At 34.1% G+C, this 16725-nt stretch carries 18 protein-coding genes; 14 read left to right on the forward strand and 4 right to left on the reverse strand.

Features of this window, described 5'->3' with window-relative positions; genetic code table 11:
* Positions 1–529 (reverse strand): YfhO family protein (locus HMPREF0528_RS09320; protein WP_004893745.1); only part of this gene is annotated, 529 nt, incomplete at its 3' end.
* 115 nt (positions 530–644) lie between these two features.
* Between HMPREF0528_RS09320 and HMPREF0528_RS00695 the strand changes: the two genes are divergently transcribed.
* The 6 genes from HMPREF0528_RS00695 to HMPREF0528_RS00720 all read left to right on the forward strand — a co-directional run bounded on the left by HMPREF0528_RS00695 (position 645) and on the right by HMPREF0528_RS00720 (position 4947).
* The gene (locus HMPREF0528_RS00695) at positions 645–2744 is read left to right on the forward strand and encodes a peptidoglycan D,D-transpeptidase FtsI family protein (protein ID WP_034525021.1); all 2100 of its coding nucleotides are present in this window, start codon (positions 645–647) and stop codon (positions 2742–2744) included.
* Positions 2745–2816: 72 nt separating this feature from the next.
* Positions 2817–2966, forward strand: a complete 150-nt coding sequence (gene rpmG / locus HMPREF0528_RS00700) for a 50S ribosomal protein L33 (protein WP_003646937.1) — start codon at positions 2817–2819, stop codon at positions 2964–2966.
* Positions 2967–3020: 54 nt separating this feature from the next.
* Positions 3021–3578 (forward strand): 5-formyltetrahydrofolate cyclo-ligase, encoded by a 558-nt coding sequence (locus tag HMPREF0528_RS00705; RefSeq protein WP_004893751.1) that lies wholly within the window; start codon positions 3021–3023, stop codon positions 3576–3578.
* A gap of 15 nt (positions 3579–3593) precedes the next feature.
* On the forward strand, positions 3594–4280 hold the full coding sequence (locus HMPREF0528_RS00710) for a rhomboid family intramembrane serine protease (RefSeq protein WP_004893752.1): 687 nt from the start codon (positions 3594–3596) through the stop codon (positions 4278–4280).
* A gap of 2 nt (positions 4281–4282) precedes the next feature.
* A complete protein-coding gene (locus HMPREF0528_RS00715) occupies positions 4283–4513 on the forward strand; it encodes a YqgQ family protein (RefSeq protein ID WP_004893755.1) in 231 nt (76 codons plus the stop codon).
* Between the two features lie 35 nt (positions 4514–4548).
* Positions 4549–4947, forward strand: coding sequence for a rhodanese-like domain-containing protein (locus tag HMPREF0528_RS00720; protein ID WP_004893756.1), 399 nt, complete (start codon positions 4549–4551; stop codon positions 4945–4947).
* Positions 4948–4993: 46 nt separating this feature from the next.
* Here the strand turns inward: HMPREF0528_RS00720 and HMPREF0528_RS00725 are convergent, their stop codons facing one another.
* Entirely contained in the window at positions 4994–5173 is a 180-nt protein-coding gene (locus tag HMPREF0528_RS00725) for a DUF3042 family protein (protein WP_004893760.1), read from the reverse strand.
* 140 nt (positions 5174–5313) lie between these two features.
* Here HMPREF0528_RS00725 and miaA point away from each other — a divergent pair, with 140 nt between their 5' ends.
* From miaA to HMPREF0528_RS00745, 4 genes are all read left to right on the forward strand, one after another.
* Positions 5314–6234 carry a tRNA (adenosine(37)-N6)-dimethylallyltransferase MiaA gene (gene miaA, locus HMPREF0528_RS00730; RefSeq protein WP_034525023.1) on the forward strand — a complete coding sequence of 307 codons (921 nt, stop codon included), beginning with the start codon at positions 5314–5316 and terminating at the stop codon, positions 6232–6234.
* 205 nt (positions 6235–6439) lie between these two features.
* Positions 6440–7777, forward strand: a complete 1338-nt coding sequence (locus tag HMPREF0528_RS00735; protein WP_004893765.1) for a glutamine synthetase family protein — start codon at positions 6440–6442, stop codon at positions 7775–7777.
* Between the two features lie 107 nt (positions 7778–7884).
* Complete coding sequence (locus HMPREF0528_RS00740; protein ID WP_034525024.1) at positions 7885–9054, forward strand: MFS transporter; 1170 nt, start codon at positions 7885–7887, stop codon at positions 9052–9054.
* A gap of 13 nt (positions 9055–9067) precedes the next feature.
* Positions 9068–9880, forward strand: coding sequence for a Cof-type HAD-IIB family hydrolase (locus tag HMPREF0528_RS00745; RefSeq protein ID WP_004893770.1), 813 nt, complete (start codon positions 9068–9070; stop codon positions 9878–9880).
* A 48-nt stretch (positions 9881–9928) separates the two neighbouring features.
* On the opposite strand, the gene HMPREF0528_RS00750 is transcribed toward HMPREF0528_RS00745, so the two are convergent.
* Complete coding sequence (locus HMPREF0528_RS00750; protein WP_004893774.1) at positions 9929–10225, reverse strand: hypothetical protein; 297 nt, start codon at positions 10223–10225, stop codon at positions 9929–9931.
* Positions 10226–10299: 74 nt separating this feature from the next.
* Here HMPREF0528_RS00750 and HMPREF0528_RS00755 point away from each other — a divergent pair, with 74 nt between their 5' ends.
* The 4 genes from HMPREF0528_RS00755 (at position 10300) to HMPREF0528_RS00770 (ending at position 14910) form a co-directional block, all read left to right on the forward strand.
* On the forward strand, positions 10300–11244 hold the full coding sequence (locus HMPREF0528_RS00755) for an alpha/beta hydrolase (RefSeq protein ID WP_004893777.1): 945 nt from the start codon (positions 10300–10302) through the stop codon (positions 11242–11244).
* Positions 11245–11365: 121 nt separating this feature from the next.
* On the forward strand, positions 11366–12532 hold the full coding sequence (locus HMPREF0528_RS00760; RefSeq protein WP_080545338.1) for a thiolase family protein: 1167 nt from the start codon (positions 11366–11368) through the stop codon (positions 12530–12532).
* Entirely contained in the window at positions 12510–13745 is a 1236-nt protein-coding gene (locus HMPREF0528_RS00765; protein ID WP_004893782.1) for a hydroxymethylglutaryl-CoA reductase, degradative, read from the forward strand. Before HMPREF0528_RS00760 ends, HMPREF0528_RS00765 begins: the two co-directional genes overlap by 23 nt.
* 1 nt (position 13746) lies before the next feature.
* Complete coding sequence (locus HMPREF0528_RS00770) at positions 13747–14910, forward strand: hydroxymethylglutaryl-CoA synthase (RefSeq protein ID WP_004893785.1); 1164 nt, start codon at positions 13747–13749, stop codon at positions 14908–14910.
* Between the two features lie 310 nt (positions 14911–15220).
* Here the strand turns inward: HMPREF0528_RS00770 and rlmD are convergent, their stop codons facing one another.
* A complete protein-coding gene (gene rlmD, locus HMPREF0528_RS00775; RefSeq protein ID WP_004893786.1) occupies positions 15221–16600 on the reverse strand; it encodes a 23S rRNA (uracil(1939)-C(5))-methyltransferase RlmD in 1380 nt (459 codons plus the stop codon).
* Positions 16601–16725: the final 125 nt, after the last annotated feature.

Consider the following 16725-nt stretch of genomic DNA (forward strand, 5'->3'; position numbering starts at 1 on the left):
CAAATAATTTATCAATTGCGTCTAGTAAAAGAGGTAATAAAATTAGACTGTCGAGCCACATGAGATTTAAATTATAGCTAACAACAAAACCACTTAGTGCAAAAGCAAGACTAGCAGCTAAAGCAAAAATTTTATTATCACCCTTGAAGAATTTCTGAAAATAAAAGAAGCTACTTAAACCAATAGCGCCGACTTTTAGACTAATAATTAAAAGAATAGCTATTGGTAAAGATGAACTTGAAAAAAGTAATAGTAGAAGATTAAAGGGACTATTTAAATAATAGGCACTAGTTCCAATAAACGAACTCCCTAGACCATTACTGAATGTAAAAATAAAGTTTAAAGGATTAGAGAGTAGATTATTTTTATAAAAAGAAAGAAAGTCAATATATTGTTGACCTAGATCAACGGTTAAAATTTCCTGGCCTCGATATAGAAAATAGCTTGCAAAGATACAAGTAGGCAATAAAAAAGAAAGCCAATATAGATATTTATTTTTAAAATATGTTTTAACTTTGTTGATAATCATTGATAAATACCCTACTTCTTAAGAATATATAATTATTGCGATTTTCACTGGGAGAAAAATAGAATTTAGATGCATTTTTTGCTAAAATCAATTCTAGTTTAGTGAGGTTAGAATTTTGAATTATTTAAAACAGAGTAAAGGTTCGAATAGAAATTCCACTTCGACGCCCCTAAGAATGAAAATTATTTTGGGCGTTATTTTAGTTTTATTTTTATTATTAATTGGTCAATTGGCCTATTTACAGCTTTTTTACGGTGGACGTTTTCAAGCGGAGGTACAGAAAACCGACCAAAAGATTGTATCAAATAATGTGCCACGTGGTGTGATGTATGATAGCAGCGGTAAAGTTTTGGTAGGTAATAAAGCTAATAACGCAATTACTTATACCAAAAATTCTAGCATTACGTCTAGTCAAATATATAAAATTTCTAATCGCTTAAGTCAATATATAACACTTGATGATGAAGAACCTACCCAAAGACAGCTCTATGATTATTATTTAGCTAACAGTAAAATATCAGAAAAGGAAACAGCTAAGCTGCCTCGATCTGAGCGTTATGACAGTAATGGGGATGCTTTAAGTTCAAGTCAAATCTATAATAATGTCTTAAGGCGTGTTGAAAAGCAAGATATCCATTTTACTAAACGTCAAAAAACAGCTGCTTTAATTTTTAATAAGATTTCTGGAGCATACACCTTATCCACTATCTATATTAAGAATAAAGATCTAACTGATCGAGAAATGGCATTAGTTGGAGAGCATTTATCTGAATTACCAGGTGTAGGTATTGGAACTGACTGGTCAAGAAGTTATCCAAATGGAAAATCCATTAAAAGTATCATTGGTTCCGTTTCTTCAGAAAAATCTGGTTTACCAAGTGATAACTTGCAGTACTACTTAACACAAGGTTACTCACGAAATGACCGTGTAGGTACAAGTTACTTAGAAGAAAAGTATGAACCGCTTCTGAAAGGAACTAAGTCTAAGTCACAGGTAGTTACTAAGTCCGGAGATGGTGTTGAACAAACTAAGACTGTCTATAAAGGACAAAGCGGTGCCAGTTTGATTTTGACAATGAATGCTAAATATCAACAACAAGTAGAAGATGCACTGAAGAAGCAATATGCGGCTGCTAAAGCTGCAGGTGCTACGCAGTATTCTAATGGTGCCTATGCAGTAGCGATGAATCCAAAGACTGGAGCACTTTTAGCGATTGCAGGTATTGATCATAATGCAAAGACTAATAAAGATACTGATGATGCGTTAGGTGTAATTAATAAATCCTTTGTTATGGGGTCTGCAGTCAAAGGTGCAACTGTTGCGGGTGGATTAATGAATGGCGTTATTACACCAACTAATAACGTAATGCCCGATACGCCAATTTACTTGCCAGGTTCTCCAATTAAGAAATCTGTTTACCCAGTTGGTACATTTGGTAGTCTTGATGCTCCAACGGCACTAGAAGTATCAAGTAACATTTACATGATGCAATTGGCTTTAAGATGGGTAAATGCTAAATATACTCCACATAGTTTTATCTCAATGCCTTCAGATGCATTTACTAAATTGAGACGTAATTTTGCAATGTTTGGTTTGGGTCAAAAAACTGGTGTAGACCTTCCTGGAGAAGTTTCAGGTATTCAAGGTCGCTCATATAATTCAGCTGGTCAATTGCTTACAGGTTCTGTTCTTGACTTGTCTTATGGAAACTATGATGCTTATACACCAATTCAATTAGTACAATATATTTCAACTATTGCTAATGGTGGTTATCGTATGCGCCCATATTTAGTTCAATCAGTTGGTGAGACTAATTCGCAAGGTAATAAAGTATCAATTCTTCATAACACTAAGCCACAGGTTCAGATGCGTATTCCTTGGACGCAGGATCAACTTGATGTTATTCATCAAGGGATGTACCGCGTTGTTCATGGTACTAATTCATGGGGAACAGCACATTCATTAAAGAATGTTAAGCCTTCGATTTCTGGTAAGACTGGTACTGCTCAGACTTTTTACTATGATGAAGATAATCCAGGTAATCCGAATGCGCCAGAAGTTATTAACGCTACTTTTGTTGGTTATGCCCCATCAAAAGATCCTGAAATTGCTGTGGCTGTAGTATTTCCAGGACTGGACCCAGATAAAGAAGGTTCATATACTTTGCAAGTGGCAAAGGCAATGGTTGAAGACTACTTCAAACTTAATAAATAGAAAAGTACTGGTAAAAGTGCGGAAAACATGGTATAGTTTAACAGTTAACTAAATAAGTAGGTGGTGGAAAACATGGCAGAACATATTATCCTTGAATGCACCGAATGTGGCGATAGAAGTTACTTATCTGAAAAGAATAAGCGTAAGCATCCGGAACGTTTAGCTTTAAAGAAGTATTGCCCAGTTGAAAGAAAGGTAACACTTCACCGCGAAACTAAGTAATCAAAGCAACAGGCAATTCCTGTTGTTTTTTTGTATCTAATAATATTTTATCTAATGAATTTAATTAATAAAAAAGATTTACGAAATTTACAAATAAGAAAACTGACTGAATTTGGAAAAACTCAGCAAAAACAATTAGAAGATGGAATCTTAAAAGAAAAGCTACTTAAAAGCCGACTATTACATCAAGCAGAGAATGTTGGTATTTCTATTTCAATGTCTCTAGAAGTGGATACAGCTCCTATTATTGCTGCTCTATGGGAAATGAAAAAGAAAGTATATATTCCACGTTGTTTACCAAAAAGGAAAATGGAATTTACACTCTATAATAAAAATACTTCCTTAGAAAAAACTAAGTTTGGGGTTTTAGAAAATCACGATCCAAAAGCTGAGGTAAAAAATGATTTAGATTTAATAATCGTACCAGGACTAGCTTATGGCTTAGATAAAAATAGTCGGCTTGGTTTTGGTGGTGGATATTATGATCGCTTTTTAAAGAAATATCCTACTCAAACTCTTAGTCTAGTTAATTCCATTCAGGCTTTTGACCAAACAAAATGGAAAATTGAAGATCATGATGTCCCGTTGAAAAATCTTATTTTAATTAAATGAAGGGGATGATGGACAATGCGAAAGTTGAATACTAATCGATTTTCTAGTACTTTCGTTACGAATGCGATTTTAATAGTACTCTTTATTGTCTTTATAATTGAAACAATGATGGGTGGCTCGACTAATATTAATATCCTAGTTCGCCTTGGGGCGATGAATAATCAACTTGTTACTGTTGAACATCAATGGTGGCGTTTGTTTACAGCTCAATTTTTACATATCGGCTGGTTACATATTGCATCTAATGCAGTAATGATTTATTATATGGGGCAATTTATGGAACCACTTTTAGGGCACTGGCGATTCTTAACAGTTTATTTATTATCAGGGATTGGTGGAAATCTGTTAAGTTATGCATATGGAAGCGATTCTGTAGTTAGTGCTGGTGCTTCTACAGCTTTGTTTGGACTTTTTGGTGTAGTAATTGCTCTTTATTTAGCCAATCGTGCAATTCCGGCAATTAATTATTTGGGAAAACAAGCTTTAACATTGGCTATCATTAACTTAGCTCTTGATTTATTTGTAAGTCATATTAATATCTTGGGTCACCTTGGTGGGTTAATATCTGGTTTTCTTTTAGGAATAATTTTTGGTAGTGCCCATTTGAGACAATATCATCATAAATTAAGAGTTATTGCAGCAGTAGTAGCAATTATTTATGTTGTCTTCTGTTTACATCAGGGAATAGTGATTAATAATTAATAATGAAAAATTTACATGATGTTCAAAAGCTATTAAAAAAGTTTAATATTATTGTTTATGTTGGTAAACGTAAGTGGGACATAGAACTAATGGGAATTGAACTGGATAATTTATATCATGCAGGTGTAGTTTCTAAGAAAGAATACATGAACGCAAAGTTGATTTTAAGTCACGAACATGAAATTGAAGAAGAAAAGGAAACTAGCGCAAAAGATAGTAATGGATTATCATAGTACTATAGAAATTCTTATATAGGGGTAAGTAATTAATGAATATTTTTGGGATTATCAACATTATCTTAATCATCATTATTTTGGCTTTTGCTTTGAGTTGGCTTTGGACATGGATCCAATCAAAGAGAGTCGGTGGTGCATTAACTAATGAAGAATTTGAAAAGGGAAAGCGAAAAGCACAAATTATTGATGTACGCGAAAAAAATCCTTTTAAAAAAGAACATATTCTAGGAGCACGTAATATTCCTTATACAATGTTCAAATATCAATATCAAGAAATTCGTCCAGATTTACCAGTTTATCTTTATTCTGATTCAAATGCCTTGACGGTAAGAGCAGCCCGCTTTTTACAAAAGAAGGGCTATGAAAAGATATACTGGTTAAAAGACGGTTTTGAAAAATGGGATGGTCAAACTAAGGCCTCTAAATATTAAAAGAGAGATCAACACCTTTTTACAGTGATTAATCTCTCTTTTTTATTTAGCCTTGGTGAGATGAGTAGCTCTTTCTGTTGGCTTTAATTCTATTTTGTTCAATTCTGTCAGCTTCTTTTTGCTCAGGTTCTACTACCTTTTTCTTGTAAGTAGCAAGTCCTGCTGCAAGTGCACCAACAGTTGCTAAAACACCAGTTACAACACCGGCACCGAATTTCTTTGCCATACAAATGCCTCCCTAAAAAATATTTATCACTTCAAATTTTAGCAATAATTCTTAATTCAATAAAGACTTTTGCTATATTAACTCTGAAGAAAGAGGAGATTTTTGTTAGAATTGATACCAAGAAAATAAGAGGATTTTATATGCAAAAAATTATTGTACTAATTGGCCCAACTGGAATCGGAAAAACAGACCTAGCCTTAGATTTAGCTCCAAAAATTAATGCAGAAATTATTTCGGGTGATTCAATGCAAATCTATCAAGAGGTAAGCATCGGTACGGCTAAGCCAACAGATGAAGAACTAAAACGAGTAAAACACTATTTAATTAATCAACGTTCAATTTTTGAAGAATATTCCGTTAAAGATTTTGTTGCTGAAGGTACCAAAGCAGTAGATAGAATTGTGGCAGACCGGGCCATTCCATTAGTTGTTGGTGGAACAGGCTTTTATATTAATGCCTTGGTCAACCAGCTTCAACTGGGTGAGCCAGGGGAGTATCAAACAAGCGTTGATCCACAATGGGAAGAATATCTAAAAGAGAATGGAGAAAATAAATTGTGGGATCTTCTTCAAGTGAAAGATCCAGCCGCAGCAGAAAAAATTGCGCCGCAAAATAGTCGTCGTACTCTTAGAGCATTAACAGTAATTAGTAGAACCGGTAAATTGTTTAGTGAACAACAACGAAAGATTAATCCGCGATATGATGCTCTAATTCTTGGATTAAATAGTGATCGAGAAGAAGTCTATCAGAGAATAAATATGCGTGTAGATAAAATGATGGAGCATGGTTTACTCCAAGAAGCAAAGTTTATCTATGAAAATAGGTCTCGTGAACATCAGATAATTCAAGCTATTGGATATAAAGAATTCTTTCCCTATTTTTCTGGAAAAAAGACTTTAGATGAATGTGTGAATAAACTAAAACAAGCTTCTCGAAAATATGCTAAACGTCAATTGACATATTTCAAACACCAATTACCTGTTGTTTGGCTTGATCCTTTGCAAGATGAAAAAGTATCTGAAAAGGCTCTTAGAAAAATAAATGAATTTTTAAACAAATAAAAAATTTATGGTTATAATAGTGTATTATTAGTATTCTTTATAACAATTAATTTAAAATATAGCTAAAGAAATATTAATATTTATTGACGAGACCAATTTGGTCTGCTATTGTATTCAATGTGCATAAGCACAAGTAGTGAATAGATTTTTAAGGACTATACCACTTTTGAAATTGGACTATAGTTCTTTAGAATAGGTGTGTACAATGAGTAAAACTATTACTGCAGAAGATATTAAAAAGAGTGTTAAAGATAACGATGTTCGTTTTCTAAGATTAGCCTTTACCGATATTAACGGAACATCTAAAGCCGTTGAAGTTCCAACCAGCCAATTGGATAAAGTTTTAACTAATGATATTCGTTTTGACGGTTCTTCAATTGATGGCTTTGTTCGTCTAGAGGAAAGTGACATGGTTTTATACCCAGACTTTTCTACTTGGGCAGTTTTGCCGTGGGGAGATGAAAAGGGTGGAAAGATCGGTCGCTTAGTATGTTCAGTTCACAAGACAAATGGTGAACCTTTCGAAGGTGACCCAAGAAACAACTTAAAGCGTGTGCTTAAAGAAATGGAAGAAATGGGCTTCTCAGATTTCGATATTGGTTTTGAAGCTGAATTCCACCTCTTCAAACTAGGTGAAGATGGTAATTGGACTACTGAAGTTCCAGATCACGCATCATACTTTGACATGACTTCAGATGATGAAGGTGCAAGATGTCGTCGTGATATTGTTGAAACTTTAGAAAATATTGGTTTTGAAGTTGAAGCAGCTCACCACGAAGTAGGTGACGGTCAACAAGAAATCGACTTTAGATTTGATGATGCTTTAACTACTGCTGACCGCGTTCAAACATTTAAGATGGTTGTTCGTGAAGTAGCAAGAAAGTATGGTTTGTATGCAACATTTATGGCTAAGCCTGTAGAAGGTCAAGCTGGAAATGGAATGCACACTAATATGTCTTTATTTAAAGATGGTAAAAACGTCTTCTATGATAAAGATGGCGAATTCCACCTATCAGATACGGCTCTTTATTTCTTAAATGGAATTTTGGAACATGCCCGTGCAATTACAGCAATTGGTAATCCAACTGTTAACTCATATAAGCGTCTAATTCCTGGATTTGAAGCTCCTGTTTATATTTCCTGGGCTTCTAAGAACCGTTCACCACTTGTTCGTATTCCAGATGCAGAAGAAATTAACACTCGTCTAGAAATGCGTTCAGCTGATCCAACTGCTAATCCATATCTTCTCCTTGCAGCTTGTTTAACTGCTGGACTAAATGGTATTAAAGAGGCTAAGAAGCCAATGGCTCCTATTACTTCTAATGTTTTTGAAATGTCTGAAGAAGAAAGAGCTAAGCGAGGTATTAAACCACTTCCATCTACTTTGCATAATGCTGTAAAAGCTTTTAAGGCTGACCCACTAATTCAAGAAGCTTTAGGTGAACATTTGACTCAAAGCTTTATTGATTCTAAGAACCTTGAATGGTCTAAATACACTCAATCAGTTTCTGATTGGGAAAGAGACCGTTACATGGGGTATTAATTAAGCAATATAAACTAATAAGCCAGTTGATTTATTCAACTGGCTTTTTTGCTTAAAGTAAAAGTATGATAAAGTTAAAAGTGATAATGCTAGATAGGAGTAAAAAATTGAAACAGAAGCAATCAATTTATACTAAAGACGTTATTCTGGTTATGGCCGCGTCTTTCTTTTTTATGTTCTCAGTAATGTTTGTAACACCCTTGATTAATGGCTATGCAATCAGTTTAGGTGCTAGTGCGGTATTTGCCGGTGTGATAACAGGGATTATGAGTGTAGTTTCAATGTTCTTAAGACCGGTCGCTGGTAATTTAACTGACCGTTTTTCAAAATATAGTTTGTCTTTTATTGGAGGAGTATTAATTTTAATTGGGGTGGCAGGCTACTGTTTTTCTCCTTCGGGAAATTGGCTCTTAATTTTTAGGTTAATTAATGGTACTGGTTTTGTGCTTGCAACAGTTTGTATGACTACATGGTTAGCATTTCTGGTTCCTCGGAGTCATGTTGGAGAAGCAATGGGATTTTATGGGTTGATGAATGCTTTAGCCATGGCTCTTGCACCAGCTTTAGCTATTAACTTGTATAAAACAATTGGCTATAAGTCAGCTCTTTGGCTCGCTGTACTTGCAGCACTATTAATGATTGTTTCTATTCAATTTGTTGGAAACCATGCTAAGCCTAAAATTACTAATAATAAAAATAAAAAAATAAAAATCATTCAAAAAGATGCTATTCCTGTAGCGTTATTAACTACTTTTTTTGCGATTCCATATTTTATTACACAAGCCGACATTGTAGTGTATGTTGAAAGACAGCATTTTTCAATTGCTGTAGGTTATTTTTTTGTAATTTATGCGATCGCCTTATTATTAATTAGAATTGGTTTAAAAAAGTATTTTGATTTAATTTGCTTTGGCTTTTGGTTCTGGCTAAGTTTAGTTGCGATGATTTTATTTTTAATTATTGCTACTTTTATGGTCAATAACTGGTTAATGGGATTAGCTGCAATTATGCTTTCGATTGGATATGGGGTTATTTACTCTGTTAATCAGTCTACCGCTTTGATGTTAGCTCCAATTGAAGAACAAGGGTTAGCTAGTTCGACTTTTTATTTGGGCCTTGATATAGGAATGGCAGCTGGTCCAATGATCGGTGGTGTGACTGCTCAAAATCTGGCTCCAGATTACTTTTACCCAGTTTTATTGGTTATTGTGCCAATTATTTTAATTATTTACTTTATATATCGTAAGAAATTAAATGGTGCCTTAAATCACCGTTAGTAAGGAGAAGAATATGACTATTCCTTTTAAAGCTGTTGCGGTTGATATGGATGGAACATTTTTAAACGACCAAAGAAACTATGACCATGATTTGTTTGCTCAAGTTTTAAATAAATTAGAAAAACGTAATATTCAATTTATTGTAGCTAGTGGTCGTCCATTTGCTCGTTTAAAAAATGACTTTTCTGAATTTATTGATCGCGTAGATTTCGTGACTGCTAATGGTTCTCGACTAATTGTTGAAGGAAAAGAAGTGGCTGTTGAAGGATTAACTAAAAAGCAGACCATTGATTTAATTAATTTTGTCCATCATACCTATGGAAGTATGGCGACAATGGCCTATGGCAGGGAGACAGCATATATTGGAACTGAAGCACCAGCAAAAGATAAGGAATTTTTGCAGTACTTCGCTAAAGAAAGTGTAGAGATCAGTGATTGGCAAGAGTTACCTGATGATACCTTTATTGAATTGACTTTTCATCATGATAGTAAAATAGCTGGAGAGATTGAGAAAAAATTTAATGAGCAATATGGGAATATTGTGACTACTTTTGCTTCAAATCCAGTAGCTATTGATGCTGTTAAACATGGGATTAATAAGGCAACTGGATTGAAAAAGTTACTGGCTTATTTTGAGTTGACAAGTGAAGATTTAATTGCTTTCGGTGATAGTGGTAATGATATTCCAATGCTAGATTTTGCAAAATATAGCTATGCAATGGAAAATGGGATGGCTATTGCAAAAGAACATGCAAAGTATTTGGCTCCTAGCAATAATGACAATGGAGTTTTGAGAGTTTTAAATGAATATTTAGATAAAAATTAGGGATGAGCAAAAAAGATGTAGATTTTTTGCTCATCTTTTTTTGCTATCTTATAAAATATAAACCTGTCCCTTTACTAAGTTTATTTTGATACCAAAAATTTTACTTTTTTCGTTTGTATTCTTCGTACATACATAGATAGGAAGATGGTTAGACTTTAATTTGCCCAGTAAATGGTTAATTTGAGCAATTGTTTTAGCATTTTCTCCTGTATATAAAAGGCATCGATCTCCGTCAATTTGGACTTTACTGATTGGATCAATTACGCCATTTTTTTTATTTTGATAAAAAAATTGAAAATTAGTATGGAGATCAGAAATTAAAATTAAGAAATCATCTAAATACATAGATCTTTATCCTCTCTTGATTTCTATATTTTTTATAGATAATATAGATTATATTTTAGAACCGAGGTCTTCTAATGAAGCTGAAGAGTAAAAAAATAAAAATAGCTATTATCTCTATTTTAGCAGTTTGTGGTATTTTTTTAGCTGCAGGCCTATATTTCTATCAGGTTGCTGTTGTTCCAGGACATAAAACTTTTATTAACAATGATACTAAGCTAGTTAAAACTGACCCACTATACAAGGAAAAAAAGTGGTATCAAAATGTGCATAAACAAAAGTGGATTATGAAATCAGCAGATGATAATTTAAGGTTAGATGCAAATTATATTCCAGTAAATAATTCTAAAAAGACAGTTATTGTCCTGCACGGTTTTATGAATAATAAAGATACAATGGGAGCTTATGCTGCTATGTTTCACAAACTAGGCTACAATGTTCTATTACCGGATGCACGTGGTCATGGACAAAGTGAAGGAAACTATATTGGGTATGGTTGGCGTGAAAAAGTAGATGTTAAAAAATGGGCTGAAAAGGTTATTAAAAGGAATGGAAATAAGAGTCAGATTGCTATCTTTGGTGTAAGTATGGGTGGTGCTACAACAATGATGTCAAGTGGACTAAAAATGCCTAAACAAGTAAAAGCTTATATTGAGGATTGTGGCTACACTAATGTTAAGGATGAGATAGAACATGAAGCAGAAGACTTATATCATTTTCCGGCTTTTCCCCGTTTTCCTTTAGTTGAAGTTTTAAGTGGAATAACTAGAATTAGAGCAGGTTACTTTTTAAAAGATGCTAGTAGCGTAAAACAAGTTGCTAAAAATAAAAGACCAATATTGTTTATTCATGGTGCTAAAGATACTTTTGTACCAACACAGATGGTCTATCAAAACTATAAGGCAGCAAATGGTCCAAAAGAACTTTGGGTTGTTCCCGGAGCTAAACACGCTAAATCATTTGCGACTCACCCGATTCAATATCAGGAAAAAGTAAATAAGTTTTTGAATAAGTATATGTAAAAGATTGCTAAGATTGTTTAGCAATCTTTTTTAGAATTGATTAAAAAAATTATACTTTATACATTTGATGAAGGTCGTGAGCTATCATGTTAATAGAATAATTTTATTAAGAGGTGGAAGAGTGTTACAGGATGTTTATATAGTAGGAATGAATCGAATTCCTTTTGGTAAGTATCGTGGATTTTATAAAGATAAAAGTGCTGTTGACCTAGGAGTGTTAGCACTTAAGGGATTATTGAAAAAGAATATTGTTCCACAAGATAAAATAGATAGCATTTTGGTGGGAAATGTATTAAGTGCTGGGCTAGGTCAAAATGTCGCTCGACAAATAGCTTTAAAATCAGGTTTACCTGAATCTGTAGTGGGTACTAGCGTAGACGATGTTTGTGGTTCAAGTTTAAAGGCATTACGGTTTGCTCAAGGTCAAATGCTCCTAGGAGATTCTCAAATTGCAATTGTAGGTGGGACAGAAAGTATGACAAATGCACCACTTTTACTTGATAAAAGTAAAAAACATGATGAAAATCCAGCATATCAAGATAGTTTAATGATAGATGGAATTGGGGATGCTTATTCGAGAAAGCCAATGGGAATTACAGCTGAGAATGTAGCTGATAAATACCATATTACGCGTCAAGATATGGATGAATTTGCGCTTGATTCCCACGCCAAGGCTTATGCAGCTCAAGAGAACAACTGGTTTGAGGAAGAGTATGCACCAATTGAACTCGATGGTAATGTTCTTGATCATGATGAAACCATTCGACCAGATTCTAGTTTAGAAGCATTAGGTCAATTAAAACCTGTATTTAAAGAAAATGGACGAGTTACGGCTGGTAATTCTTCTCCGCTAACTGATGGTGCAAGTATGTTGTTATTATCTAATCAACAAAAATTAGATGAGTTAAATTTAACCCCATTAGCATACCTAGGTGCCTATGCAGAAATTGGCTGTTATCCTGCCTATATGGGCTATGCGCCATACTTTGCCATTAAAGAATTACTTACAAAAACTAATAGCACAATTGAAGATTACGATCTTATTGAAATTAATGAAGCCTTTGCAGCTCAAGCATATGCTGTAGCCCGTGATCTAAATATTCCAAAAGAAAAATTAAATATCGCTGGAGGAGCAATTAGTTTAGGACATCCGCTTGGTGCAACCGGTACGCGCTTGGTAATGAGTGCAGTAAATGGTTTGCGCAAAATTAATGGTCGAAGAGCAATTGTATCTCTATGTATCGGCGGTGGCCAAGGAATTGCATATGAAATTAGAAGAATCATCTAAAAAGAAATTTTATCAATGGCTGCCAGAGGAAAGAAGAGCATTTTTAACCGAAAAAGGAATTAAACTAAGTGAGATTGATTCTGAAACTTTGGAAAGACTAGATAAACTTAGTGAAAATGTAATTGGTCAAGTCCGTCTTCCTCTTGGTGTGCTTCCCAAGTTAATAGTTAACGGGAAAGATTATCAAGTACCAATGGCCGTAGAAGAACCATCCGTTGTTGCAGCTGCAAACCATGCAACTAAAATTTTTAATCAAAATGGTGGAGCAGTAGCTGATAGTAAACGAAATGGAATATATGGTCAAATTGTTTTAGAGGTAACCGATAATTTTGATTTAACTAAGTTTACTACTGAGTTTTCTCAATTAATTAGATTAGCTAATAAAAAATTCGTTAGCTTAGTCAAGCATGGTGGAGGAGTTCGTAAAATTGAAGCTTCTCAAAAAGAAAATTTAGTTTTTCTTAGAGTTTTGGTTGACCCAGCAGAAGCTATGGGAGCTAATAAGACAAATGCTATTTTAGAATTTTTAGGAAATGAATTAGAGAAGCAGCAAGATATTGAACAAACTCTGTATGCAATTTTGTCTAATTATCCTACGCAATTGACTAGTGCTAAAGTAAGTCTTTCAATAGACAGTGTAGGAGGATTAAAAGTTGCTAAAAAGATAGCTTTATTAAGTAAAATAGGGCAAGCTGATATTTACCGGGCAGTGACTAATAATAAAGGAATTATGAATGGTATTGATAGTGTATTAGTTGCAACTGGTAATGATTATCGCGGAGTTGAAACAGCAACTGCTGTTTGGGCTAATAAAAATGGTGCCTATACATCTTTGAGTAAGTGGAAAATTGAAGAAGATAGATTAGTGGGGACTGTAACAGTTCCCTTAGCAATAGGTGTAGTAGGTGGCTCAATTAAGGCTCGTCGAGACATTCAGCAAAGCTTTAGTTTATTAGGTAATATATCTGCCAAGCAACTAGCAGAAGTTATTGCGACCACAGGCTTAGCAAATAACTTTTCAGCTCTTTTAGCAATTTCTACTAAGGGAATTCAAGCTGGGCATATGAAATTGCAGGCGAGAAATTTAGTAGCAACCTTAAAAGCTAGTAAAGGTGAAAAAGCAATAGTTTTAAAAAAATTGCAGGAAAGTAAAGAATATACTCAAGAAGCAGCTTTTGAATTTTTAAACGAAATAAGAAAGGATCAAAAATAAGATGAAGGTTGGAATTGATCAAATTGGATATTTTACTCCAAATAAGTATGTTGATATGGTGGATTTAGCCCATGCTAGGAATCAAGATCCAAATAAATTTTTAATTGGAATTGGACAGAAAAAAATGAGCGTTGCAGATCCAACTCAAGATGCAGTTTCAATGGGAATTAATGCAACTCTACGCTATATCGATAAGATTGATAAATCAAAAGTGGGACTTTTGATTTTTGGTACTGAAAGTAGTGTGGATCAATCTAAATCTGGTTCTTTATTTGTAAAATCGGCATTAGGGTTAGATCCTACTGTGAGAGCTTTTGAAGTTAAGGAAGCATGTTTTGGCTTAACTGCTGGCTTAATGATTGCCCAAGATTTTGTACGACTTCATCCTGATCAAACTGCTATTGTTATCGGCAGTGATATTGCTCGCTATGGGGTTAATACTGCTGGTGAAGTTACTCAAGGAGCTGGCAGTGTTAGTTTATTAATTTCTAGTAATCCAAGACTTTTAGAATTAAATGAAGGCCATAGTGCTTATAGTGAGGATATCAATGATTTCTGGCGGCCTAACTATTCTAAAACAGCCAAGGTAGATGGAAAGTATTCTACTCAAGTTTACTTAGACTTTTTCAAACATACTTTTTCTGCTTACAAAGAACAAAAGAATCTTGAAACAAAAGATTTTGCTGCTATTGTCTACCACTTACCTTTTACTAAGATGGGATTAAAGGCAAATAGATTAGCTGTTGAGGGAACGGATGAAGAAACAAATGCCCGTTTAATGGACAGCTTTACTGCAGCTAAAGAATTGAATGCAAATGTAGGTAATATTTACACTGGATCGTTATACTTGAGTCTACTTAGTTTACTTGAAAATGGTAGGTTAAAAGCTGGAGACTTAGTCGGTCTATTTTCTTATGGTTCAGGTGCAATGGCTGAATTTTATTCCGCAAATGTAGTTGAAGGCTATGAAAAACAACTTGATAAGGTTGGAGATAAAGCTTTATTAGATAATCGAAGCAAGCTTAGTGTTGCCGAATATGAGGAAATCTTTTCTGCAGGTTTGGAAGATCCAGAAAATAATGTTGAGCTTATCAGTGATGAAGAAACTGGTAGATATTATTTTGCTGGTGTTCGTAATGATATCCGACAATATCAAATTAAATAGCTTGTATTCGCTTACATAGTTGCTATAATAAGATGTGTGGAGAGGTAGAATGATATTGTAAATAGTTTTTATCTCCAGATTGTAGTGTTTTAAAGACAAGATTCTCTTAGTAAGATCAAATAGTCGTTATTCAATACAGATGCAAACAAGTGATGTTGATCAAGTCATAATATCAAACCCGGATACTGACGTTATGGCGCTAGATAGTATTTACCTCATCCACTTGAAAAAAGGTTGTAGACCAGGCAGTCTACAACCTTTTTTATAAGCACAAAAAAAGCAGTCACATCGACTGCTTAAATTAATATAATTACTTATTTTTTCTTAAAACTAGTTTGGCAACGCCTTCCCAACGTGGTGTTTGTGGCATCATATCAACCGGTTGAATTACCCTAACATCATAAGCTTCACTTAGAAGAACTAAATCTTTTGCAAGAGTAGCTGGGTTACAAGAAACATAAACAAAGGTTTCAGGTTTTACTTCAAGTAGAGTTTTAATTAACTTTTTGCTTAATCCCGTACGTGGTGGGTCGACAATTAATGCATTAATTGGAACACCTTGATTTTTTAGTTCTGGAAGTAATTTTTCTACATTTCCTTGAATATATTCCGCATTTCTTACATGATTTAAGCGGCAGTTTTCTTGAGCATCTATTACGGCTTCAGGAATGGATTCAATTCCAATAACCTGTCTTACTTGATCGCTAGCTAAGATTCCTAAAGTACCAACGCCCGCGTAAGCATCGATCAAAGTTTGATCAGGAGTTAAGTCAAGATATTTAAGGGCTTCTGAGTAAAGAGTAGTAGTTTGTTCAGGATTAAGCTGGAAAAATGCGCGTGGTGAAAGCTTAAATTTTTTACCTAGTATTTCTTCTGTAATATGTGACTTTCCGAATAATTTAATAGTTTTATTGCCCCAAACTTGAGGATTTTGCCATTGAGTTTCATTTTGGAAAACGGAAACTACATTCGGAAGTTTCATAATATGACTAGCAAGTAACTTGAGATCTTTAATTTTTTTACCAATTGTAATTAAAGTTACCTGAATTTCACCAGTAGCATTGCTTTGACGAACAGCAATGGTTTTAATTCCATAGGTATGACGTCTAAAGTCGGCAATTCGGATGTGAAGTTTATCGACTAGTTTCTTAATTTCACGTTCTACTTTTTGAGTCTCTTTTGTTTGAGTAGGCATATCAGGCAGGTTAATAAGACGACGGGAATTAGGAGCATAGAGACCAAGTTTACTCTTCCCCTTATTAAATTCAATTTGATATTGAGCTTTATTTCGATAATTCCAAGCGTTTGGTGCAGGAATTGTCTTTTTGACTTTATATTTAATATAGTCTCTTGGATGATATTTTCTAAGCGATTCTAGAATTAGGTGCTGTTTAAATTCAAGTTGTTTTGGATAAGAAAGGTGTGCGAGTTCTAGCCCACCAACTGCAGGATCAACTCCTTTAGGAAAGGTAACTCTGTCAGGAGATTTTTCTTTAATTCTTACTAATTCACCTTCCAGATAGTGTGGATGACGATCAACTATCTTAGCAACAACTATCTCATTTGGAAGCGCACCAGGAATAAAAATAATTTTCTTTTTATAGTATCCAATACCTTCGCCATTAATACCCAAGCGTTTAATAGTGATGATAATATTTTTTTCTTGTTTGTTTTTAGTAAATTTTGTCAAAATAAGGCCCTCATTTCGATTGATTCATGAAAAAAGTGTCACAATAAGCATAAGCGTTATTTTCAAGTGATACAAGTATTTAATTTATTATAATATAGAAGAAATAAAAAAATTAAGAAGGTGTG

Source organism: Lactobacillus johnsonii ATCC 33200, assembly GCF_000159355.1.
Taxonomy (GTDB): Bacteria; Bacillota; Bacilli; order Lactobacillales; family Lactobacillaceae; genus Lactobacillus; species Lactobacillus johnsonii.